Source organism: Mycobacterium sp. (assembly GCF_019247615.1).
Taxonomy (GTDB): Bacteria; Actinomycetota; Actinomycetes; order Mycobacteriales; family Mycobacteriaceae; genus Mycobacterium.
In genome coordinates this window covers 1-21,398 of record NZ_JAFBAT010000151.1, presented here as the reverse complement: position 1 = coordinate 21,398, position 21,398 = coordinate 1, and the positions used below count along the sequence as shown (strand labels likewise).

At 67.9% G+C, this 21,398-nt stretch carries 19 protein-coding genes and 1 pseudogene; 9 read left to right on the top strand and 11 right to left on the bottom strand.

Features of this window, described 5'->3' with window-relative positions:
* Nucleotides 1–15: 15 nt before the first annotated feature.
* The 4 genes from JO059_RS10150 to JO059_RS10135 all read left to right on the top strand — a co-directional run bounded on the left by JO059_RS10150 (nucleotide 16) and on the right by JO059_RS10135 (nucleotide 3,672).
* Nucleotides 16–1,086 carry an IS110 family transposase gene (locus JO059_RS10150; RefSeq protein WP_293316277.1) on the top strand — a complete coding sequence of 357 codons (1,071 nt, stop codon included), beginning with the start codon at nucleotides 16–18 and terminating at the stop codon, nucleotides 1,084–1,086.
* 77 nt (nucleotides 1,087–1,163) lie between these two features.
* Complete coding sequence (locus tag JO059_RS10145) at nucleotides 1,164–2,192, top strand: class I SAM-dependent methyltransferase (RefSeq protein ID WP_293316297.1); 1,029 nt, start codon at nucleotides 1,164–1,166, stop codon at nucleotides 2,190–2,192.
* Entirely contained in the window at nucleotides 2,192–3,019 is an 828-nt protein-coding gene (locus tag JO059_RS10140) for a serine hydrolase domain-containing protein (RefSeq protein WP_293316275.1), read from the top strand. The genes JO059_RS10145 and JO059_RS10140 overlap by 1 nt, the downstream gene beginning before the upstream one ends.
* 140 nt (nucleotides 3,020–3,159) lie before the next feature.
* Entirely contained in the window at nucleotides 3,160–3,672 is a 513-nt protein-coding gene (locus JO059_RS10135; protein WP_293316273.1) for a DUF3145 domain-containing protein, read from the top strand.
* Here the strand turns inward: JO059_RS10135 and JO059_RS10130 are convergent.
* The 3 genes from JO059_RS10130 to JO059_RS10120 all read right to left on the bottom strand — a co-directional run bounded on the left by JO059_RS10130 (nucleotide 3,669) and on the right by JO059_RS10120 (nucleotide 7,663).
* Entirely contained in the window at nucleotides 3,669–5,003 is a 1,335-nt protein-coding gene (locus JO059_RS10130; protein ID WP_293316271.1) for a lipase family protein, read from the bottom strand. The genes JO059_RS10135 and JO059_RS10130 overlap by 4 nt on opposite strands.
* Nucleotides 5,004–5,177: 174 nt before the next feature.
* Entirely contained in the window at nucleotides 5,178–6,089 is a 912-nt protein-coding gene (locus tag JO059_RS10125; protein WP_293316269.1) for a diacylglycerol kinase, read from the bottom strand.
* On the bottom strand, nucleotides 6,086–7,663 hold the full coding sequence (locus JO059_RS10120) for an FAD-binding oxidoreductase (protein ID WP_366516187.1): 1,578 nt from the start codon (nucleotides 7,661–7,663) through the stop codon (nucleotides 6,086–6,088). The genes JO059_RS10125 and JO059_RS10120 overlap by 4 nt, the downstream gene beginning before the upstream one ends.
* Nucleotides 7,664–7,710: 47 nt before the next feature.
* On the opposite strand from JO059_RS10120, the gene JO059_RS10115 reads away from it, so the two are divergent.
* The 5 genes from JO059_RS10115 to JO059_RS10095 all read left to right on the top strand — a co-directional run bounded on the left by JO059_RS10115 (nucleotide 7,711) and on the right by JO059_RS10095 (nucleotide 12,763).
* Nucleotides 7,711–8,280, top strand: coding sequence for a TetR/AcrR family transcriptional regulator (locus tag JO059_RS10115; RefSeq protein ID WP_293316265.1), 570 nt, complete (start codon nucleotides 7,711–7,713; stop codon nucleotides 8,278–8,280).
* Nucleotides 8,268–9,803: a glycerol-3-phosphate dehydrogenase/oxidase gene (locus JO059_RS10110; protein WP_293316295.1), complete on the top strand. Its 1,536-nt coding sequence runs from the start codon at nucleotides 8,268–8,270 to the stop codon at nucleotides 9,801–9,803. The genes JO059_RS10115 and JO059_RS10110 overlap by 13 nt, the downstream gene beginning before the upstream one ends.
* Nucleotides 9,804–9,833: 30 nt before the next feature.
* Entirely contained in the window at nucleotides 9,834–10,454 is a 621-nt protein-coding gene (locus tag JO059_RS10105) for a TetR/AcrR family transcriptional regulator (RefSeq protein WP_293316263.1), read from the top strand.
* Between the two features lie 78 nt (nucleotides 10,455–10,532).
* Complete coding sequence (locus tag JO059_RS10100; RefSeq protein WP_293316261.1) at nucleotides 10,533–12,143, top strand: FAD-dependent monooxygenase; 1,611 nt, start codon at nucleotides 10,533–10,535, stop codon at nucleotides 12,141–12,143.
* A complete protein-coding gene (locus tag JO059_RS10095; protein ID WP_293316259.1) occupies nucleotides 12,140–12,763 on the top strand; it encodes a GDSL-type esterase/lipase family protein in 624 nt (207 codons plus the stop codon). Before JO059_RS10100 ends, JO059_RS10095 begins: the two co-directional genes overlap by 4 nt.
* On the opposite strand, the gene JO059_RS10090 is transcribed toward JO059_RS10095, so the two are convergent.
* From JO059_RS10090 to JO059_RS10055, 8 genes and pseudogenes are all read right to left on the bottom strand, one after another.
* Nucleotides 12,760–13,647, bottom strand: coding sequence for a hypothetical protein (locus JO059_RS10090; RefSeq protein ID WP_293316257.1), 888 nt, complete (start codon nucleotides 13,645–13,647; stop codon nucleotides 12,760–12,762). The two genes, JO059_RS10095 and JO059_RS10090, sit on opposite strands and share 4 nt — an antisense overlap.
* A 128-nt stretch (nucleotides 13,648–13,775) precedes the next feature.
* Nucleotides 13,776–15,197, bottom strand: coding sequence for an acyl-CoA carboxylase subunit beta (locus JO059_RS10085; RefSeq protein ID WP_293316255.1), 1,422 nt, complete (start codon nucleotides 15,195–15,197; stop codon nucleotides 13,776–13,778).
* A gap of 86 nt (nucleotides 15,198–15,283) precedes the next feature.
* Entirely contained in the window at nucleotides 15,284–16,537 is a 1,254-nt protein-coding gene (kasB, locus tag JO059_RS10080) for a 3-oxoacyl-ACP synthase KasB (protein ID WP_293316253.1), read from the bottom strand.
* Between the two features lie 78 nt (nucleotides 16,538–16,615).
* Nucleotides 16,616–17,881 (bottom strand): 3-oxoacyl-ACP synthase KasA, encoded by a 1,266-nt coding sequence (gene kasA / locus JO059_RS10075; protein WP_293316251.1) that lies wholly within the window; start codon nucleotides 17,879–17,881, stop codon nucleotides 16,616–16,618.
* A complete protein-coding gene (acpM, locus tag JO059_RS10070) occupies nucleotides 17,878–18,225 on the bottom strand; it encodes a meromycolate extension acyl carrier protein AcpM (protein WP_293316249.1) in 348 nt (115 codons plus the stop codon). The genes kasA and acpM overlap by 4 nt, the downstream gene beginning before the upstream one ends.
* Before the next feature lie 83 nt (nucleotides 18,226–18,308).
* Nucleotides 18,309–19,238 (bottom strand): ACP S-malonyltransferase, encoded by a 930-nt coding sequence (locus JO059_RS10065; protein ID WP_293316247.1) that lies wholly within the window; start codon nucleotides 19,236–19,238, stop codon nucleotides 18,309–18,311.
* 140 nt (nucleotides 19,239–19,378) lie between these two features.
* Entirely contained in the window at nucleotides 19,379–20,701 is a 1,323-nt protein-coding gene (locus JO059_RS10060) for a PucR family transcriptional regulator (RefSeq protein WP_293316245.1), read from the bottom strand.
* A 130-nt stretch (nucleotides 20,702–20,831) separates the two neighbouring features.
* A pseudogene (locus JO059_RS10055) lies at nucleotides 20,832–21,398 on the bottom strand (pyruvate dehydrogenase (acetyl-transferring), homodimeric type); the annotation flags it as partial.

The following is a 21,398-nucleotide window of genomic DNA, read 5'->3' as shown; positions in this document are numbered from 1 at the left end:
AACCGTCACCTCACAGTGAAGGAGGCAACCTCCATGGTTGTTGTTGGAGCCGATGTACACAAGCGCACCCACACTTTCGTTGCCGTCGACGAGGTCGGGCGCAAGGTCGGAGAGAAGACCGTCAAGGCGATCACTGCGGGCCATGCCGAGGCGGTGATGTGGGCCCGGGAACGCTTCGGCGCCGAGGTGGTGTGGGCGATCGAGGATTGCCGGCATTTGTCGGCCCGACTGGAGCGTGACCTGATGGGCTTTGGTCAGTCGGTGGTGCGGGTACCGCCGAAGTTGATGGCTCAAACCCGGGCGAGCGCACGCACGCGGGGCAAGTCTGATCCGATCGACGCGTTAGCAGTCGCGCGCGGTTACCTGCGTGAACCCGATCTGCCGGTGGCCTCTCATGATGAGGTGTCGCGGGAGTTGAAGTTGTTGGTGGATCGCCGGGAAGTCCTTGTGGCGCAACGCACGGCAACCATCAATCGGCTGTTGTGGCGGGTGCACGAACTTGATCCCGAACGCGCCCCAAAGTCGCGTTCGTTGGATCTGCCCAAGCACCGCCGCATCCTGGGTGACTGGCTAGACACCGTGGACGGGTTGGTCGCTGAGTTGGCTCGTGACGAGCTGGCCGACATCACCCGGCTCACCGAGACCATCAACGCCTTGGCCAAGCGGATCGGACAGCGAGTTCGCGACGTCGCCCCGGTGCTGCTTTCTCTTCCGGGCTGCGGAGAGCTGACCGCGGCCAAACTGGTCGGCGAGACCGCCGGGGTGACCCGTTTCAAAAACGAGGCCGCTTTCGCCCGCCATGCCGGAGTCGCACCCGTGCCAGTGTGGTCGGGAAACACCGCCGGCCGGGTCCGTATGACCCGCTCGGGCAACCGTCAACTCAACGCTGCACTGCACCGCATCGCCGTCACACAAATCCGCCTCGACGGACTCGGCCAGGCCTACTACCGGCACCGCATCGACGTCAGTGGCTCCAAAACCGAAGCCCTGCGCTGCCTCAAACGCCGCCTGGCCCGCGTCGTCTTCGGCCACCTAAACACCGACCACCAAAACCGACTTCGGCCTTGCCAACCAGCAGCGGCTTGACATAGGAGAAACTCATGACCGCGCCCGAGATTGCCCCCGAGACTGCGCCCGAAACCGGTGAGGCATTCGCCGCAAGAATGATCGCGGCCATCGACGGCGCGAGTCTTTCGATCCTGCTCAGCATCGGACACCAGACGGGTCTGCTCGACACGATGGCCGGGCTTCCGCCGGCGACCAGCACGCAGATCGCCGAGGCGGCCGGCCTCAACGAGCGCTACGTCCGGGAGTGGCTGGCCGGCATGACCACGGGCCGCGTCGTCGACTACGAGCCGGATACCGCGACCTACTCATTGCCCGCCCACCGCGCCGGTGTGCTGACCCGTGCTGCCGGACCGGACAACCTGGCCCTGGTTGCCTTGTTCATCCCGCAGCTCGGCGAGGTCGAGCAAAAGATCATCGGTTGCTTCCGAGCAGGAGGTGGCCTGCAGTACAGCGAATTTCCCCGCTTCCACAGGTTGATGGCCGAACAGAGCGGCGCGGTGTTCGACGCCGCTCTCGTCGACGTCGTGCTGCCCTTGGTCGACGGCCTGGTCGAGCGGCTGCGGTCCGGGATCGATGTGGCCGATTTCGGCTGCGGCAGCGGTCACGCGATCAACGTGATGGCCCAAGCGTTCCCCGCCAGCCGATTCACCGGCATCGACTTCTCCGAGGAGGCCATCGCGACCGGCGTCCAGGAGGCGGCGCGCCTCGGCCTGACGAACGCGACCTTCGAGAGTCACAACCTCGCGGAGCTGGACCAGGCCTCGAAAAAGGAGGTCTACGACGTCATCACCGTGTTCGATGCCATCCACGACCAGGCGCAGCCGGCGCGGGTGCTGCAGAACATCCATCGCGCGCTGCGCCCCGGCGGAGTCTTCTTGATGGCCGACATCAAGGCCTCGAGCCGGCTCGAGGACAACGTCGACGTCCCGATGAGCACCTATCTGTACACCGTCTCGCTGATGCACTGCATGACGGTGTCGCTGGCGCTCGACGGCGCCGGGTTGGGCGCGGCATGGGGAACGCAGCTGGCTACCGCGATGCTGGGCGACGCCGGGTTTGGCGACATTCAGGTGGTGGAGATCGAGTCGGACCCGATCAACAACTATTACATCGCCCGGAAGTGATGGCACCGTCCGACGCCCTCGATGCCATCGGCGCCTGGCCGGTTTCGGCCGCAGCCGCCGCGGTCGTCGGGCCCGGCGGGGTGCTGGCCACACACGGCGACACCGACCGGGTGTTCCAGCTCGCGTCGGTCACCAAGCCGCTAGTGGCCCGGGCCGTGCATGTCGCGACCGAAGAAGGCGTCGTCGACCTCGACACCGAGGCGGGGCCGCCCGGCTCCACGGTGCGGCACCTGCTGGCCCACGCGTCGGGTCTGGCGATGCACTCCGATCAGGTGCTGGCCAGGCCTGGCGCCCGCCGGATGTACTCCAACTTCGGCTTCACCGTGCTGGCGCGGACGCTGGAGTGCGAATCGGGCATCGAGTTCGGCCGCTACCTCGCCGAGGCGGTGTTCGACCCGCTCGCCATGGTGGCGACCCGGCTGGACGGCGGCAGCTCGGCCGCTGGTTTCGGAGCGACGTCCACGGCCGCCGATCTCGCGCTGTTTGTCCGTGACTTGCTGCGCCCGTCGACCGTATCGGCGCAGCTGCACGCCGAGGCAACGACGGTGCAGTTTCCCGGTCTGGACGGCGTGCTGCCCGGTTACGGGGTGCAGCGGCCCAACGATTGGGGGCTGGGATTCGAAATCAAGGATGCAAAATCGCCGCACTGGACGGGCGCGCGCAACTCGGCGCGCACCTATGGCCATTTTGGGCAGGCAGGCGGCTTCATCTGGGCGGATCCCGAGGCTGAGCTGGCCCTGGTGGTGCTCACCGACCGGGATTTCGGCGAGTGGGCGCTCGCACCGTGGCCGGCGCTGTGCGACGCGGTGATAGCCGAGCACAGCTAATTCGCATCGCACACTAGCGCAACAGGGGCATCACAAGGCACAATAGACACGCAGGACACAAACAAATCTGTAGGCATCCCGCTTGCCGGTCCGCCAGGTCGTTGGGGAAGACGTCCCTCGCGGAACCGAAGGAGCAGGAGATGCGTGCGTCGAATCAATTCGCCGACGTGACGACCGGCGTGGTGTACATCCACGCCTCGCCGGCGGCGGTGTGCCCGCATGTCGAATGGGCGTTGTCGTCGACCTTGCAGTCCAAGGCCAACCTGGTATGGACACCGCAACCGGCGATGCCCGGGCAATTGCGGGCCGTCACCAACTGGGTCGGTCCGGTAGGCACCGGCGCCCGGCTGGCCAACGCGCTGCGCTCCTGGTCGGTGCTGCGGTTCGAGGTCACCGAAGACCCCAGCCCAGGAGTCGACGGCCACCGGTTCAGCCATACCCCGCAACTCGGCCTGTGGAGCGGGGCGATGAGTGCAAACGGCGATGTCATGGTCGGCGAGATGCGACTGCGGGCGATGATGGCCCAGGGGGCTGACACGCTGGCCGCCGAACTCGATTCGGTGCTGGGGACGGCGTGGGACGACGCGCTCGAGGTGTACCGCGATGGCGGCGACGCCGGCGAGGTGACCTGGCTCAGCCGGGGTGTCGGTTAGGCAGGGGCATCGGTCGCCGACAGCGGGCGGCGTCCGACGGAGCGGCCCGTGACGACCTTCGCGGTAATGACGCCGAGCCTCAGCATGCCTAGGTAGGTCGAGGGGTTAAGCAAGGTCGGCCACAACGTGCGGGTCCGGTTTTCGCTGACCGGTCGCCCCGTGAAGCGGTCGCGCAGCCAGCGCAGCGTCATCGGCGCCGACAGGGGATGCAGCAGCAGGTGATCACAAAACCGATCGCGGTGGTAGGTGACGGCTACCCCGGCAGTCGCGTAAGTCTCGACAAGTCGATCGATGTCGTCGACGCTGATGATCGGGTCGTGCACCGCCTGCACGACCAACACGGGCGGTTTGGGGACATGCTTCCCGAGCTTGGTCTCGTCGAAGATGTGGCGCACCTCCGGCAATTCCCATAGCTCGTCGGCCGACATGTCGACATAGGCGCCGATGTCGTTATGGCGCAGGCGCCACACCGCCTCCGCCGTGGTCATCGTCCGTAACTGGCGCAGCAAATCCTTGCCCTCGTCGGTGGCATGCTCGTCGACCACGCGTTGCGCCCCCGGGAAGACGTCGGTCAACGCCGCGATCATGAGCGCGGCCAACCCGGCGAAAAACGAGCGGTTCATCCGCCGGGCGACGCTGCCGCAATCGGCGACAGGTGAGCCAAGGGCGGCGCCGACGACGTTGAGCTCCGGCGCGTAGCTGGCACACAGCTCGGCCGCCCACGCGGAGGCCAAGCCGCCGCCCGAATAACCCCAGAGACCCACCGGAGCCGATGGCGACAACCCCAGCCGCTCGCAACTCAGTGCGGCGCGGACACCGTCGAGGATGCGGTAACCAGGCTCGTACGGCGCGCCCCACATGCCGTGACAGCCCTCGTGGTCGGGCACTGACACGGCCCACCCTTCGGCAAGTGCCGCCGCGACGAGTAGGAACTCCGACTGGACGAACGCGCCGATCGGCCCCGTACCGCGGCGCAGGGCATATGAGGGGAAACATCGCGACTGCACCGCATCGATCGCGCACTGATACGACAGCACCGGGCAGTCCGTCTCGGTGTCGCACTCCTGGGGAACCAGCACGGTGGTGACGGCGACTTCGGGTTCGCCGTGCAGGTCCGTGCTGCGGTACAGCAGTTGGGTCGCCGTGACCTTCTGCGGCACAAGGCCGAGAAACCCCAGCTCTACCGTGCGGGAGCGGAGCACCTCACCAGGTCGGGCGCGTTCATATCCGGGGGGCGGCTGATAGAACGGATCGTCGTGTGGTGGCAGGGCCCGCTCGCCGGCGCGCACTTCTTCGTGCGGCGCCCCGACAGCGGGCTGCGTCGCGGCCATCTGACCATCCATCGTTGATGCCTCCCGGACGACGGCCGTTGGTGTCATGCGGTCTGTGCGCCTGTTTCCGACGCCCAAGTGAAACCGCAGCAATAGCTGGCTCTGCGGGTTCGCACGGGAGGTTACCCACATTCGGAGTTTCGATACCCCGAGTCTGCTGCTTCGTCAGGTTTGCTAGGACGCGGCGGGACGCAAAATGTGCAGCGCGCGCGGCACCGCGGAAATCTCTGCGGGCAGTGTGCACGCGAAGTCGCCGTCGGCATAGACGTTGATGCCGGGGCATTCGACGTGGATCGACTGGGCGCGCGCGGTGCTCACCTCGTCGAGGTCGACGTGGGTGCCCTTCATCACGGTGGGAAACAGGCGGATCAGCTTTGTGCGCGACGCCGAATGCGCCATGGTGAGGTCGAGCAGGCCGTCGGTGGGATCCGCGTTGGGACAGATCTGAAGGCCACCGCCATAGCTGCGGGTGTTGCCGAACGCGGCCAGCGTGATGTCGGCGTCGATCTCGCGGGTGCCGTCGAGCACCAACCGGAAGGGCAGCATTCGCAGCTGCGACAGCTCGGCGAGCATGGCGAGGTAGTAGCGCAGCCGCCCGTGCGGCCAGGTCATCCGGTTGGCGCGATCGGTCACCAGCGAGTCGAAACCGGCCGCGGCCACGGTGCCGAACCACTTGTCGACCCCGTCGCTGCGGATGCGGCCCAGGTCGATGGTTTTCGCCCAGCCGTCGGCGACGATGTCGGCGGCGGCCGCGGGATCCTTTGTCGGAATGCCAAATTCGCGGGCGTGGTCGTTTCCCGTGCCGGCCGGGACGATGCCCAGCGGAACGTCGGTGCCGGCCAGCACTTGCAGCGCATTGGAAACGACGCCGTCGCCGCCGGTGACCATGACCGCGTCGGTCCCTCTCTCCAGCTCGGCCCCGACCAGATGGCGCGCGTCTTCGGCGTCGTCGCCGATGATTTCCGTGACCTGCACGCCCCGCTCGTGCAACCGGGCGATCGCGACCTGCGCCACGCGTATCGCCGCGCCGTGCCCGGACGCGGGGTTGGTCAGCGCAGTCACCTTGGCGATCTCGCGCGGGGTCACGGAATCAGCTTGCCCGGGTTGAGGATTCCGGCCGGATCCAGCGTCGCCTTGACCGCGCGCAGCACCTGCACGCCCAGCTCGCCGACCTCGTCACGCATCCAGGCCCGGTGGTCGGCGCCGACCGCATGGTGGTGGGTGATGGTGCCGCCGGTCGCCATGATCGCGTCCGACGCGGCCTTCTTGGCGGCCCGCCACTGCTCAATCGGATTCCCGCGCTGCCCGGCGACAACCGTGAAGTACAGCGACGCGCCGGTGGGGTAGACGTGCGAGATGTGGCACATCACCAGCGCCGGCGTGCCCGTCTCGCCGAGCGCGTCAGTAAGCGCTTGGGTGACAGCGGTTTTCAGCTTCAGCACATTGGACCACGTGGTGGCCGTCTCGAGCGTCTCGCACAGCGCGCCCGCCGACAGCAGCGAGTCGCGCAGGTACGGCGCGGCGAACCGCCCGCGCTCCCAGGCCTGCGCCGGCCCGTCGCCCAGCGAGGTGCCGCCGTGCGCGGCGAGCAGGGCACTGGTCTCGGCGTGCCGGCTTTCGACGTGCTCCTTGGTGCCCTCGAACACGGTGACGGCCAGGCAGCCGCCGGTGATCTTGTTCTCGCCGATCGACTCGGTGGTCGCCAGGTTGACACCGGTCTCGGCCTCGTCGGAGAGGCGAATCACGGTGGGCCCCGCGCCATTCTGGGTGACCGCGCGCAGGGCCGCGGCCCCGGTGTCGAAATCCGGGAAAGACCACGCCTCATAGCGCACGGCCTCCGGGATCCGGTGCACCCGCAGCCGCACCTGGGTGATGACGCCGAAGGTGCCCTCCGAGCCGAGCATCAGCTGGCGCAGGTCGGGGCCCGCGGCCGATTCCGGTGCCCGTCCCAGGTCCAGGGCGCCGACCGGGGTAACCACGCGGAGCCCGCGCACCATGTCGTTGAACCGCCCGTAACCGGCCGAGTCCTGGCCCGACGAGCGGGTCGCGGCGAAGCCGCCGATGGTGGCGTATTCGAAGCTCTGGGGGAAATGCCCGAGCGAGAACCCGCGCTCACCCAGCAGGCGTTCGGCCGCCGGGCCGGTGACCCCGGCGCCCAGGACGGCCTGGCCGGACACCTCGTCCAGCTCGACGAGTTGGTCGAGGCGGCGCAGGTCGAGCGAGACCACCGCGTCGAACTCGCCGCGAATCGGGTCGAGCCCGCCGACCACGCTGGTGCCGCCACCGAACGGGACGACGGCGATGCGGTGCTCGGAGCAGTAGCGCAGGACCGCGGCGACCGCCTCGTCGTCGGCGGGCAGCAGGATCGCGTCGGGTGCGTCCTGGACGCGGTGCTTGCGGCGCAGCAGGTCGAGCGTGGACTTGCCGCCGGCGTGCAGCACGCGGTCGTGGTCGGCGGTGCGGCAGTATTCGGCGCCAACGATTCTTGTCAGCGCGTCGCGGTCGGCCCCTGACAACGCCGACGGGCGCAGCTGGACGTCGTCGGCCGTCAGTTCCGCCTCGGGCGAATCCCGCACGCCGACAGCCTGTTTCACCAGCGCCCGGATCCCCTCAGAGAGGGGCTTGGCGGCGGCGGGGTCTCCCCACGCGTTCCACTTCATGGGCGGCAGGAGTTCCTCGGCGTCAGTCATGCGTTACAGTATTACACATGCTGTCAATCAGTAATGTTGGTTCGGACGTGGGGGACCGGATCCTTGCGGCGGCGGCGAGCTGCGTGGTCGACTTCGGCGTCGACCGGGTGACCCTGGCCGAGATCGCCCGGCGCGCGGGGGTGAGCCGCCCGACCGTCTACCGCCGCTGGCCCGACACCAAGTCGATCGTGGCCGCGCTGCTCACCCGGCACATCACGGACGTGATGCGGGACGCGCCCTTGCTCGGAGATGACCGGGAATCGCTTGTGCGACAGATCGTTACGGTGGCCGGGTTGCTGCGCCGCGACGAGCTGGTGATGTCGGTGCTGCACTCCGCGCTCGCGCCGATCTATATCACCGAGCGCCTCGGGACCAGCCAGCACATGTTGATCGACGCACTGGCTGAGCGGCTGCGCGCCGCACAGCGCCACGGCAGCGTCCGCCCCGGCGACCCGCTGCAGATGGCCACCATGGTTCTGCTGATCACCCAGTCCACCATCCAGTCCGAACGCATCGTGCGGCCGCTGCTAGATGCCGAGGCGCTGGCCACCGAACTGGCCTACTCCCTGAACGGATACCTGGCGTGACGGCCCTGAACGCCGCGCGCCGCGCGGCAGACCTGAACGCGCTGGCCGACGGCGCGCCGTTGGACGTGGTCGTGATCGGCGGCGGCATCACCGGCGCGGGGATTGCCTTGGACGCCGCGTCGCGCGGGCTGCGGGTTGCGTTGGTGGAAAAGCACGACCTGGCCTTCGGCACCAGCCGGTGGAGCTCCAAGCTCGTGCACGGCGGCCTGCGCTACCTGGCGACCGGCAACGTCGGCATCGCCCGGCGCAGCGCGATCGAGCGCGGAATCCTGATGTCGCGCAACGCCCCTCACCTGGTGCGCGCCATGCCGCAGCTGGTCCCGTTGTTGCCGTCACTGAGCCGCGGCAAGCGGGCGCTGGTGCGCGCGGGGTTCGTGGCCGGCGACGCGCTGCGGGCACTGGCGGGGACGCCGTCGTCGACGCTGCCGCGGTCGCGGCGCGTGTCGGCGGGGCGCGTCGCGGAGCTGGCGCCCGCGGTTCTTCGCGACGGGCTGGACGGCGGGTTCTTGGCCTACGACGGGCAGTTGATCGACGACGCCCGGCTGGTGGTCGCCGTCGCGTGCACCGCCGCGCAGCACGGGGCGCGGATCCTCACCTACGTCGCGGCGTCACGCGCCAGCGGCACGTCGGTGCGGTTGACCGACCGGCGCACGGCGCAGTCGTTCGACGTGTCGGCGCGCGCGGTCATCAACGCGGCCGGGGTGTGGGCGGGCGAGATCGATTCGTCGTTGCGGCTGCGGCCGAGCCGGGGCACACATCTCGTCTTCGACGCGGCGGCATTCGGCAATCCCCTTGCCGCGCTGACCATTCCGATTCCCGGCGAACTCAACCGCTTCGTGTTCGCCATGCCCGAGCAGCTGGGCCGGGTGTACGTGGGGCTGACCGACGAGGCCGCGCCCGGCCCGATACCGGATGTCCCGGAGCCGTCCGCGGACGAGATCGCGTTCCTGCTGGATACCGTGAACACGGCGTTGGCGACCCGGGTTGGCGTGGCTGACGTGGTCGGCGCGTATGCCGGCCTGCGGCCGCTCATCGACACCGGCGAGGGCCGCACCGCCGACGTGTCGCGCGAGCATGCCGTCGTCGAAGCGCCGTCGGGCGTCATCAGCGTGATCGGCGGCAAGCTGACCGAATACCGTTACATGGCAGAGGATGTCCTGAATTTCGCCGTCGGTCGGGGCGGGTTGCGGGCGGCTCGGTGCCGGACCCGCGAGCTTCCGCTGATCGGAGCGCGGGGCGGTCGGCCGGGCGCCGGGTTGCCGGCGTCGCTGATGGCGCGGTACGGCGCCGAGGCCCCCAACGTCGTCGCCAGCGCGACGTGCGAGCGCCCGTCCGAGCCCGTCGCCGAGGGGATCGACGTGACTCGGGCGGAGTTCGAGTACGCGATCACCCACGAGTGCGCGCTTGACGCAGACGACATCCTGGATCGGCGGACCCGGATCGGCCTGGTTGCGCGCGACCGCGAGCGGGTGGTCGCGGTGGCCGAGGAGTTCGTGGCGCGCTTCGTTTGCGGATACCATTAGACGGAACTAGTCAGTATCGTTAGGAACGCTATGAAGCCCGAGAGCGGCGCGTCGAGCCGGACCCGAAGCCCGGGACGCCTTGATCGATCGTTGGACGCGGCCATCCTCGACGCGACCCTGGCGGGCGTCGCCGAGGTCGGCTATGACCGGTTGAGCATGGACGACGTCGCGTCGCGCGCCGGCGTCGGGAAGGCGGCGATCTATCGTCGCTGGCCGTCGAAGGAGGTGGTGGTCGCCGACGCGATCGCGCATTGGAGGCGGCGACTGGGACCCATCGAAGCGCCCAACACCGGCAGCCTTCGCGGTGACATAGACGCGCTGGTTGCGGCCGCTCCCGACCTGAATCACGCTGACACGCATATGATTCGCGTGGTTGTCGGGGTGGCGACGGCGGCCATGCACAATCCCGTCCTGGCGGCCGCCCTGGACGAGCTGGTGCTGTCCACCCCGCGGCAGGTGGTCCGCGCGGTGCTCGACCATGCGGTGGCTCGCGGGGAGATTCCGGACGGCCGGGACCTGAGCCTGATCCCCGACGTGGCGCTGGGCCTCAACGTGCTGCGGGTGATCACCGGCCGGCCGATCGACCGGGTGTATGTCCGGCGCATGCTCGAAGACGTGATCTTGCCGATGGCCGGGGGAGCGGCGCCGTAGTTGTTGCGCGTTCGGCCGCACCGTGCCACATTGGAGATAGGACGGAACTAATCAGTTCCGTCTGGATGGGAGACGGCGATGAACCTCAAGCATGTCCCGGTGTTGATCGTCGGCGCGGGCGCCGCCGGCCTGGCCACCTCCGCGCTGCTCGCCAAGCACGGTGTTCGCTCGCTGGTGGTCGAAAAGCGCGGAGAGGTGTTCATCTACCCGAAGGCGCGCAACCTGAGCTTCCGCAGCCTGGAGATCCTGCGCGGCCTTGGATTGGCCGACGAGGTCCACGCGATCGCCCACGGCGTTTCCGACATGCTGAGCAAGCCGACGCTCAACAGCGCCGAACAGCGTCAGGCGCTCGACGTCAACGCGATCTTCGCGCCGTTCGAGGTTTTGAGCCCGGAGCCCGGCGGCCAGTACTGCCCGCAGAGTGCCTTCGAACCGATCCTGCTCACCCACATCCGCCGGCGCGGGAGCGAGGCGCGCTACAACACGGAGTTGGACTCGTTCGAACAGGACGAGAGCGGTGTCACCGCGGTGCTGCGCGATCGCGAGTCGGGTGTGACCGAGGCGGTACGCGCCGACTATCTCGTCGCCGCCGACGGCGTGCACAGCCCGATCCGCGACGCGCTGGGCCTGACCACCTCGGGCTACGGGGCGCTGCCCATCTATGTCGTCTTCGTCTACTTCCGGGCGCCGTGGCGAAAATTCGCTCTTGGCCTAGGAGACGGCGACGGCATCCAGGTCAGCAACCCGGACGTGGACGGCATTTTTCTGCTGGTGCGCGACGACTTGGGCATGTTCATCACCACGTACTTTCCTGCCCGCGGGGAAACCGCCGAACAGTTCACCGCGCAGCGGTGCCGGGAGATGCTGACGAAAGCGATCGGCGAGCCGATGGACCTGGAGGTCATCGACGTGGCGACGTGGCAGCCCTACGAGCGGGTGGCCAACGAATTCCGCTGCGGCCGAGTCTTTCTCGTAGGCGATTCGGCTCACACCATGCCGCCGTTCAAGGCGGGCGGAGCCAACACCGCCATCCAGAGCGCGCACAACCTGGCCTGGAAGCTGGCCGCCGTCTTGAACGGGACCGCTGGCCCGGGCTTGTTGGCCACCTACCATGCCGAGCGGCACCCGGTCGGGCGCTTCAACGCGCGCCAGTCGCTCACCGGGCCGTCGCTGGCCTTCCTGCGGTTGGACGACAACCGGCCGCTTCTGCCGCCAGACGAAGAGGCGCCGATGTTCGCTCTGCTGATCGGCTACCAATATCGCTCGGCGGCAGTGATTTCCGACGATCCCGTTCCGCCGGATCCCGACGCCGTGTCGCTGGTGGATGAATTGCGGGGCCAGCCCGGCACCCGCGTCCCGCACGCCTGGGTCGTCGACGGCGGGAAGCGGGTCTCCACCCTCGATCTGCTCGGGCCTGGCTTCACGCTGTTCACCGGCGACGACGACGCCGCATGGTCGGACGCCGCGGCCCGCGCGTCGAAGGCCGCCGACGTCCCAATCAGCGTGCGGCGCATCGGAACCGCGCTCGACGCCGACGGCTCGTGGGCCGCCGCCACGGGACTCGCGCCCGACGGGGCGCTGTTGGTGCGCCCCGACGACTTCGTCGCCTGGCGCGCCGACGAGCTGCCGCGCTCGCCCGGAGACGACCTCGCCCGGGCGTTGTGTCGGGTGCTCGGCCGCGCGTCATGACCGGTTCGCCGCATTTGGAAACGGTGGCCTGCCTCGGGTCGAGCACCACCGCGTCGAGGGGAACCTACAAATGGATCGACGAGCTGGAAAGGCGGCCCCACAACAGCCGATTTCGCTTCGTCAACTTGGGCGTCGGCGGGGATCTGTCGGCCAATGCCGTCCGGCGCCTCGACCGGGTGATCGCACAACGGCCGGACCGGGTCATCGTGCTGATCGGGAGCAACGACATCATGGCCAGCGTCTTTCCCAATTTCCGGCGTTTCGTTCGCGTCATCAAGCGCCTCCGCGACGAACCGACACCGGAGCGGTTCGACGAGAACCTGGCCGTCATCGTGCGCCGACTGCAGCGGGAGGCCGATGCCAGGGTCGCGCTGAGTTCCCTTGCCCCGGTGGGAGAGGAGCCCGGCTCACGCCATCCGGTTCAGGCGCGGCTCAACGACCTGTTCAGCACCTACAACGGCATCATCCGCAAGGCCGCCGCGCACCCACGCCGTCACCGCGACAAAGCCCTAGGGGAGGGCCCAGCGTTGGTCAAGCAGCGCCTGACCTGTGACGAGCAGACGCAGAATCGCACTGCGCGCGCCGTGCGCGTGCGATTCTGCGTCTGCTCGCCGGGTTAGCTGGCCATGCGCGGGCGATCCAAGTGGCTGGCGATGCGGTTGGCCAAATGACCCGGTTGGCGCCGGACGTCGTCGACAACGATAGGAATGATCGTCCACCCGAGCTCCTGAATCTTGCCCCACCTCATTTTGTCTCGAAGCATTTCTGCACGTCCGGCATGCCACTCGATGCTTTCGTACTCGGCCGCCAAACGTGCACCGGGCCAAGCGAAGTCAACGCGCCAAAGCTCGCCATCGCGGCCATGGATCGGATATTGAAGTTCCGGTACCGGTATCTCATGGTCGATCATGACCAGCCGTGCTTCACTTTCCATGGCCGATTCGGCGCGTCCGTCGGCGAAGGGGAGGAGGTTGCGTACCGCCACGATGCCTCGGCGGCCCCGCTGCTTGGCGACCGTACGCTCGAGTTCTACACGGCTGCAACGCGTCGAACGCAATGCGGCGTCAAGCGTTGCGATTGCCCGAGGACGTCGCAACTGCCTCGCGACTTCGACAGCCGTCCAGGCAGGTCTGGTCGCGAGACGCCCTGCTATCCGTTGCAATGGGGCGCCAGTACGTTGGTGAACCATCAGGCCGACTGTGGGCCGCACTCGTACGCCAGGATCGAGTATGTGGATTGCGGTCGCGTTTTCCGTGTCGAAGCCGTACAGGGCGGCGGCTGTGCTCATGCACACAACGGCATGCTGCCCCATAAAGATGTCCAACGCGGTCAGGCGACCTGAAAGACCTGGCTCCTCAGCGGCGTAAACCCCGTACCAGACGCGTTTGAGGCCACCGTTTCGAACTTGGACATCGAGCTGCTGCCGGGTCATTACCATTAGCAACTGCGCGGTAGTGGCGAACCCACCAGCCTGCTGTAGGACTGCGAGCGCGCCAGCATGCACCGCCAGAGCATGCGAGGAGCACGCCGTATTGGCGAGTCACCCCTGGGGATAGACGGGCGAGCAGACGCAGAATCGCACTGGGCAGCGCACACTCGTGCGATTCTGCGTCTGCTCGCGGGAAAAGGTGACTACAGCGGGATGTTCTTGTGGCGGCCGCGTCGGGCGGGAGCTTGCGCCAGCGCCTCGGTGAGCTTGCTGCGGGTGTGGGCGGGGTCGATCTTCTCGTCGACCACGCCGATCTCGATGGCGCTGTCGACGCCACCGGCAATCCGCTCGTGCTCGGCGGCCAGCTGGTCGTGCAGCGCCTCACGCTCATGCTCGGGCGCGGCGGCCAGCTTCTTCTTGTGCAGGATGCCGACGGCGGCCTTCGCGCCCATCACGGCAACCTCCGCGTCGGGCCAGGCGAACACCTTGGTCGCGTTGAGCGAGCGGGAGTTCATCGCAATATAGGCCCCGCCGTACGTCTTTCGGGTCACCAGGGTGACGCGCGGAACCGTGGCCTCGCCGAAAGCGTGCAGCAGCTTCGCACCGCGGCGCACCACGCCGCCCCACTCCTGGTCGACACCCGGCAGATAGCCCGGGACGTCGACCACTACAACCAGCGGAATACCGAATGCATCGCAGAGCCGCACGAAACGCGCTGCCTTCTCGGCACTTTCGGAGTTCAGGCAGCCGCCCAGGCGCAGCGGGTTGTTGGCCAGCACGCCGACGGTGCGGCCGGACAGCCGGCCCAGCCCGACCACCATCGACGGCGCCCAGTTGGCCTGGAACTCGTCGAACGGGGTGTCGGCATCGAGAATCGCGGTCACGATCGGGTGCACGTCGTAGGCGCGCCTAGGGGATTCCGGGAGCAGTGCGTGGATATCGGTCTCTCCGGCCTCGGCCCTGGTGCGGTCGAAATGCCCTTGCTGGCAGAACAATCCGACCAACCGGCGCCCTCGCTCGTAGGCGTCGAGCTCGTCATCGGCGACGATGTGGCACACCCCAGACTTCTTGTGGTGCGTTTCCGGACCACCGAGGGAGGCCATGTCAACGTCCTCGCCGGTGACACTGCGCACCACGTCCGGTCCGGTGACGAACACCCGGCTCTCCGGCGCCATCACGACCACATCGGTCAACGCCGGCCCGTAGGCGGCGCCGCCGGCGGCGAAACCGACGACCACCGAAATCTGCGGGACATAGCCCGACGCGCGGATCATGGCCTCGAACACCAGGCCCACGGCGTGCAGCGCGCGCACGCCCTCGGCGAGTCGGGCGCCGCCCGAGTGCCAGATGCCCACGATCGGGCTCTGCTCCTCGATGGCGGTGTCGTAGGCGTTGACGATATGGGTGCAGCCCTCGATGCCCATGGCGCCGCCCATGACTGTCCCGTCCGTGCAGAAGGCGATGGTGCGCACGCCGCTCACGGTGCCCGCGGCGGAGAGCACGCCCGAGCGGTCACGCTCGTGCAGGAGCTCCACGCTGCCGTCGTCGAAGAAGTTGCTCAGGCGCAGCAGCGGATCACGGGGGTCGAGCGATTCGCCAACCGCCTCGGGGGCCAAGATCGTCATCGCAAGTCTCCTGTTTCCGGGTAATGCTCGACTGAGTAGGGGCTCAGTAGGGGCTCAGTAGGGGCTCAATAGGGCTCGGTAAGGGCTCAGTACCGCCCGAAGACGGTCGCAACGTTGTGGCCGCCGAATCCGAACGAGTTGTTGATCGCAAACCGGTAATCACCCGGTCGCGGCTTGCCCGCCACCACGTCCAGATCGATTTCCGGATCGAGGTTGACGAGATTCAGTGTCGGGGGCACCACCTGATCCCGCAACGCGAGCACCGTCAGGATCGATTCCACAGCACCGACCGCACCCACCGAGTGGCCGAGGGCTGACTTTGGCGCGTACACCGCCGGCTTATTGCTGCCCAGCGCATTGTTGATGGCCTTGCCTTCCGCGAGGTCACCGACCTGGGTGCCGGTGGCGTGCGCGTTGACGTGGTCGATGTCGCCGGGGGTCAGGCCGGCCAACTGGATCGCCCGGGTCATGGCATGCCCGGCTCGTTCCCCGTTGGGGTCCGGCGCCACCATGTGGAAGCCATCCGAGGTGATGCTGGCGCCCATGATGCGGGCCAGGATGTTCGCGCCGCGAGCCTTCGCGTGCTCCTCGGTCTCGATCAGCAACAACGCCCCCGCCTCGCCGAACACGAAGCCGTCGCGGTCCTTGTCGAAGGGGCGACAAGCACCGGCGGGGTCGTCGTTGTTGGTGGACATGACGATTCGCATCTGGGCGAACCCAGCGATGGGCACCGCCTCGATCCGGGTTTCGACGCCCCCGCAGATGGCGGCGTCGGCCTCACCGAGCACCACCTGCTGCCAGGCGCGTGCGACGGCCTCGGAACCGGACGCGCACGCCGACACGGGCGTCATCACTCCTGCCTTCGCGTGGCGCTCCAGGCCGACGGCCGCGGCCGCACCGTTGGGCATGTACTTCTGTACGGCCAACGGAGAAACGGCCCTCATGCCGCGAGCGCGCATGTCGTCGTAGCTGAAAACCATTTCCTCGGCAGAGCCCAGGCCGGTGCCGATGGACACCGTCAATCGGTTGGTGTCCATCTCGGGCGAGCCGGCGTTCTCCCACAGCCGCCGGCTCAGCACGGTGGACATCTTCTGCAGGTAGCCCATCCGGCGCAGCTCGACGCGCGTCAGCTGGTGGTCGAATTCCTCCAGCAGGTGCCCCCCAATGCGGACCGGCAGGTCGAACTCCGTCACGAACGGGTCATCGAGCGTCCGGATACCGCTTTGGCCATCCAGCAATAGGTTCCACGTCTTTTCCGCGTCGGTCGCCAGAGCGGTGGTCATGGCAACGCCGGTGACGACCACATTGGGAAAGGCCTTCCCCGTAACCAGCTCGGTCATTGGTGTTGCGAACGTTCCTTCCGTGTTTGTCCGGCTTCTCTTCGGTCGCTTGCGGCGCCGCGTCGCCGGACGTCGTGCTTAGTAGCGCCCGAAGGCGAGCGCCACGTTGTGGCCGCCGAACCCGAACGAGTTGTTGATGGCATAACGGTATTCGCCGTAGCGAGGTTCGCCGGCCACGACATCAAGGTCGATTTCGGGATCGGGGGTCTCGTAATTGAGCGTTGGCGGTATCACACCATCCCGAAGGGTAAGCACCGTCAAAACGGATTCGAGCGCGCCGACCGCGCCGATGGAGTGGCCCAGCGCCGACTTCGGTGCGTAGACCGCCGCACGCTCGCAACCGGCGACGCGGATGGCGTTGGCCTCCGCGGTGTCCCCGATCGGGGTCGCCGTCCCGTGCGCATTGACGTGGTCGATGTCCTTGGGGGACAACCCCGCCAGCTCCAGCGATCGCGTCATCGCCCTGCCGGCGCGCACGCCGTCCGCCGCGGGCGCCACCATGTGGAAGGCGTCCGAGGTGATGCCGGCACCCAGCAGCCGCGCCAGCGGCTTGGCACCGCGGGCCTTCGCATGCTCCTCGGTTTCGATGAGCATGAGCGCCCCGGCCTCGCCGAACACGAAGCCGTCGCGGTCCTTGTCGAACGGACGCGAGGCACGCTCCGGCTCGTCGTTGCGGGTCGACATGGCCCGCATCATCGAAAACGCCGCGATCGGCAGCGCCTCGATCGGGCCCTCGACGCCGCCGCACACGGCGACATCAGCGTCGCCCATGACTATTTGACGCCACGCGTGCGCGATTGCTTCCGAGCCCGACGAACAGGCCGACACCGGGGTCATCACCCCGGCGCGGGCGCCGAGCTGCAGCCCGATGGTCGCGGCGGCGCCGTTGGGCATGATCATCTGAACGGCGAGTGGCGACACCTTGCGGGGGCCGCCGTCGTTCATCAGGTCATAGCTCTCGACGATCCTCTCGGCGCCACCCAGACCGGTGCCGACCACGACCGAGAAGCGGTCGGGATCGACGTCCGGGCTGCCCGCCGTCTCCCACAAGTGGCCGCTGAGCAACTTGCCCATTCGCTGGACATACGACATGCGCCGCATGTCCAACCTGCCCATGTGGCTGTCGACTGGCTCCTTGAGATGTCCACCGATCTTGACGGGCAGGTCCCACTTGGTGACGAACTCGTCTTCGAGCACGTGAATGCCGCTTTCGCCGGCCAACAAACCCTTCCACGTGCTCTCGATGTCCGGCGCGATCGATGTCGTCGCCGTGACGGCGGTCACCACGACGTCCTTGAAAGGAGCGCCGCGGTAACCGCCCTTGGCAGTGGAAGGCTTGGTCACTTGCTGTCCGCTTCCATCCTCGCCTTGACGTTGGCGACGGCCTCGGGGTTCTCCGACTCGAGCTTGGCGCGCAGAGCCTCGGCGGCCTCGGGGTTCTCTTCCTCGAGCTTTTGGATGTAGGCGACGACGTCACCGACGGTGCGCAGACCGGCGAGGTCCTCGTCGGGGATCTTGACGCCGTACTTGTCCTCGGTCTGCACCGCGATCTCGACCATCGACAGCGAGTCGATGTCCAGGTCGTCGACGAACGACTTCTCCGGGGTGACCTCGGACGGCTCGATACCGGTCACCTCTTCGATGATCTCGGCGATACCGGCGATGATTTCTTCCTGACTGACGGCCACTGCCTATTCCCTTCGTAATGTGTTGTGCAAATGAACTGAGATGCTTTTTTGTTGTACGTGCCTAACAACTGGCCGAGCTGGTCTTAGAGGTCTGCCAACCCGTCCAGGTCTGCGGGTGACTTGACGGCTCGAGCCGTAACCCCCCGAAGTTCTCGTTTGGCGATGCCGGTGAGCGTGCCCGCCGGGGGGAACTCCACGATCGCCGTGACTTGATAGTCGGGGTGCTCACGCAGCGTTTGGGTGCACAGGTCCCAGCGGACCGGCTGGGTCAGCTGGGCGACCAGGGCCTCCATCGCCGCGGCCGCCGAGGTGACGGGCTTCCCGTCGCGGTTGGACAGCAGCGTTGCGGTGGGCTCGGAAGTCACGACCGCTGCCGCCGCTGCGGCGTAGCCATCCAGCGCCGGGGCCATGTACTTGGTGTGGAATGCTCCGGCCACGCCCAGAGCGCGCACTCGCGCCTTGGCCGGCGGGTCCTCGGCGAGCTTCTCCAACGCGGCGAGCGGGCCCGCAGCGACGATCTGGCCCGGAGCGTTGCGGTTCGCCGGGAACAACCCGAGCTGCTCGAGGCGGCTCAGCACCTCGGCCTCGTCGCCGCCGAGCACCGCGGACATCCCGGTCGGCTCGATCGCGCAGGCCTTGGCCATTTCGGCACCGCGGGTGGCGGCCAGCGCGACGGCGTCGTCGGCGCCCAGCACGCCGGCGATGGCGTAGGCCGCGATTTCACCGACCGAGTGGCCCGCCACAATGAGTTCCTCGTGGAGGTCCTCTTCGGCGAGCAGGCCGCGCCTGGTCATTTCCTGGTGAGCGAGCAGCGTCGTTGCGACGACCAGCGGCTGGGTGACGGCGGTGTCGGTGATCTCCTCGGTGGACCCGGTGGTGCCCAGGCGCACGAGGTCCAGGCCGCTGGCCTTGGACCACAGCGTCAGCTGGTCCCGCGCGCCGGGCAGCTCCAGCCACGGGGACAGCATCCCCTCGGTCTGTGACCCTTGTCCGGGCGCAAGCAATGCAATCACGTGTCTAAGAGAACACTGTGGAAACGGTTTTGGCGGGTGTAACAGATTATGAACCTCGTCTTAGGTTTTTGTATACACCTTACAAAACCGCTCGTTATGCTACATGTTTGATATCGGCCCGCGATCTGTTGCTTAAATCACTATCGTGCCGACGCTGCGCCGATACGGGCCGTGACCGGCAGCGGAAGCGGGGGCACGGCGTTGTTGCCGGCGCTGGTGGGCTGCCGGGGGTAGTTGAGCTGGCCGACCGTGGACGCCACTCGCAGCACATAAGCGTCGCGCGGCTGGGTGGGATCGCGCCCGGTGAAGTCGGTGATTCGCTTGAGCCGGTAGCGAACCGTATTTGGATGAACGAACAACTTTCTGGCACAAGCTTCAATCGCGCCGCCACAATCCAGGTACGCATCGAGCGTCTCGATCAGGGTCGGTCCGGCGTCGGCCAGCGGCGCCATCACGTCGGTGTGCAAGGCCACGATGGCGGATGCGTCGCCCATCAGGGCCCGCTCGGGCAGCAGTTCTCGCGCCAGCACGGGCCGGGGCGCGCCGCGCCAGCCGGCGACGGCGTTCATCCCCGAGATCGCCTCGCTGGCGCTATGGAAGGCCGCGGTCAGCATCGGAGCCGTGGGCCCGATGACCACGGGGCCGTCGGAGAACGCATTGAGCAGATCGCCGAGGAATTTATCGGTCGGTGACAAGTGCCCGGACACTATCGCCACCAGCCAGGTGCCGTGCACGTCAGTGAGCGCCGCGCGCTCGTGACGGGCGGCGATATCGCGGAGTTCCTGGCTGGCCCGTTGGCTGCCATCCAGCCCGTTTGGGCCGTGGGCGGCTGCCGGGGTTCCGACCACGACGGTCGCCGGTGCGGTGGTGTCCCAGTTGAGCGCGGCCGCCCGGGAGAGCAGTTCCGGGCCGGTGTCTCCCCGGACCACGGCGTCGACCACGCTGGCTTCCATCCGGCTGTCCCAGGTGCCGCGGGCTTCCGCCGCGTCGGCGTAGGCCGAGGCGTTGGCAAAGGCCATGTCACGGCTGTATTTCAGGACCCCTACCGTCAGCGCCGTCAGCTGTTCGTCGGAGCGAGCGAGGAGCGGCACGACCTCCTCGAAGAACTCCATGGTGACCCGCACCATGTCCACGCTGTGGCGCAGCGCGATCCGACGGGTTAGCTCCTGGGGCACCAGTTCGAACGCCTGCGCCGTGTAGTTGACGTTGCTGTGCGGGTCCCGCATCCACTCCACGAAGTTGTTGATGGCCGTCTGCACCACCAACGCCACGCTCGCCCGCTGTGAGGCTTCCAGGTCGGCGAAGAACGGCAATCGATCCTGCATCGCCGACACGGCCTCGGTCGCCAGCCGCCCCGAATACTGCTTCAACCGCCGCAGCAACGACTCGGGCACCGTGTCCAGCATCTCCAGCGGCGACCTGGGGTGTTTTGCGAAGGGGCCAGCGAAGGGGTTGTCGTTCACCCCTAAAAGCTACGCCAGATTTCTGGAAGTTATTGCCAACGCCGCGCCGGGGGCTTTGGGGGCCGCCTGCCGATCGTGCGGCTGGCCGCACGCTTGGTAGAGCAGGCGCAAGCAGGCGGGTCAGGCGGCGTCAGGCCACGCCAGGGTCGGAGGTCTGCTCGGGGGCGGCCTGCACGTCGTCGATCCGGTACTGGCGGGCCGCCGCGACCGGGACCGACGGGTCGATCTGCCCTTCGCGCGCCAGCGCCTCGAGCACCGCCACCACCTGCGACTCGGCGTCGGTGTTGAAGAACCGCCGCGCGGCGGGCCGGGTGTCGGAGAAGCCGAAACCGTCGGTACCCAGGGTGACGAAGGTGCCGGGCACCCAGGGCCGGATCTGCTCGGGGACGGCGCGCATCCAGTCGGATACCGCGATCACCGGGCCGCCGGCCTCGGCGAGCGCCTGGGTGACGTACGGAACCCCGGCCTGTCGGTCGGGGTGGCGCAGCCGCGCCTGCTCGACGGCCACGCCGTCGCGGTTCAATTCGCCCCAGCTGGTTACCGACCACACGTCGGCGGCGACGTCCCACTCCGCGGCCAGCATCTCCGCCGCCTTCAGCGCCGACGGCATCGCCACTCCGGAGGCCAGCAGCTGCGCGGTGTGGGCGCGTTTCTCGGTGGAAGCGCGATAGCGGTAAATACCGCGCAGCAGGCCTTC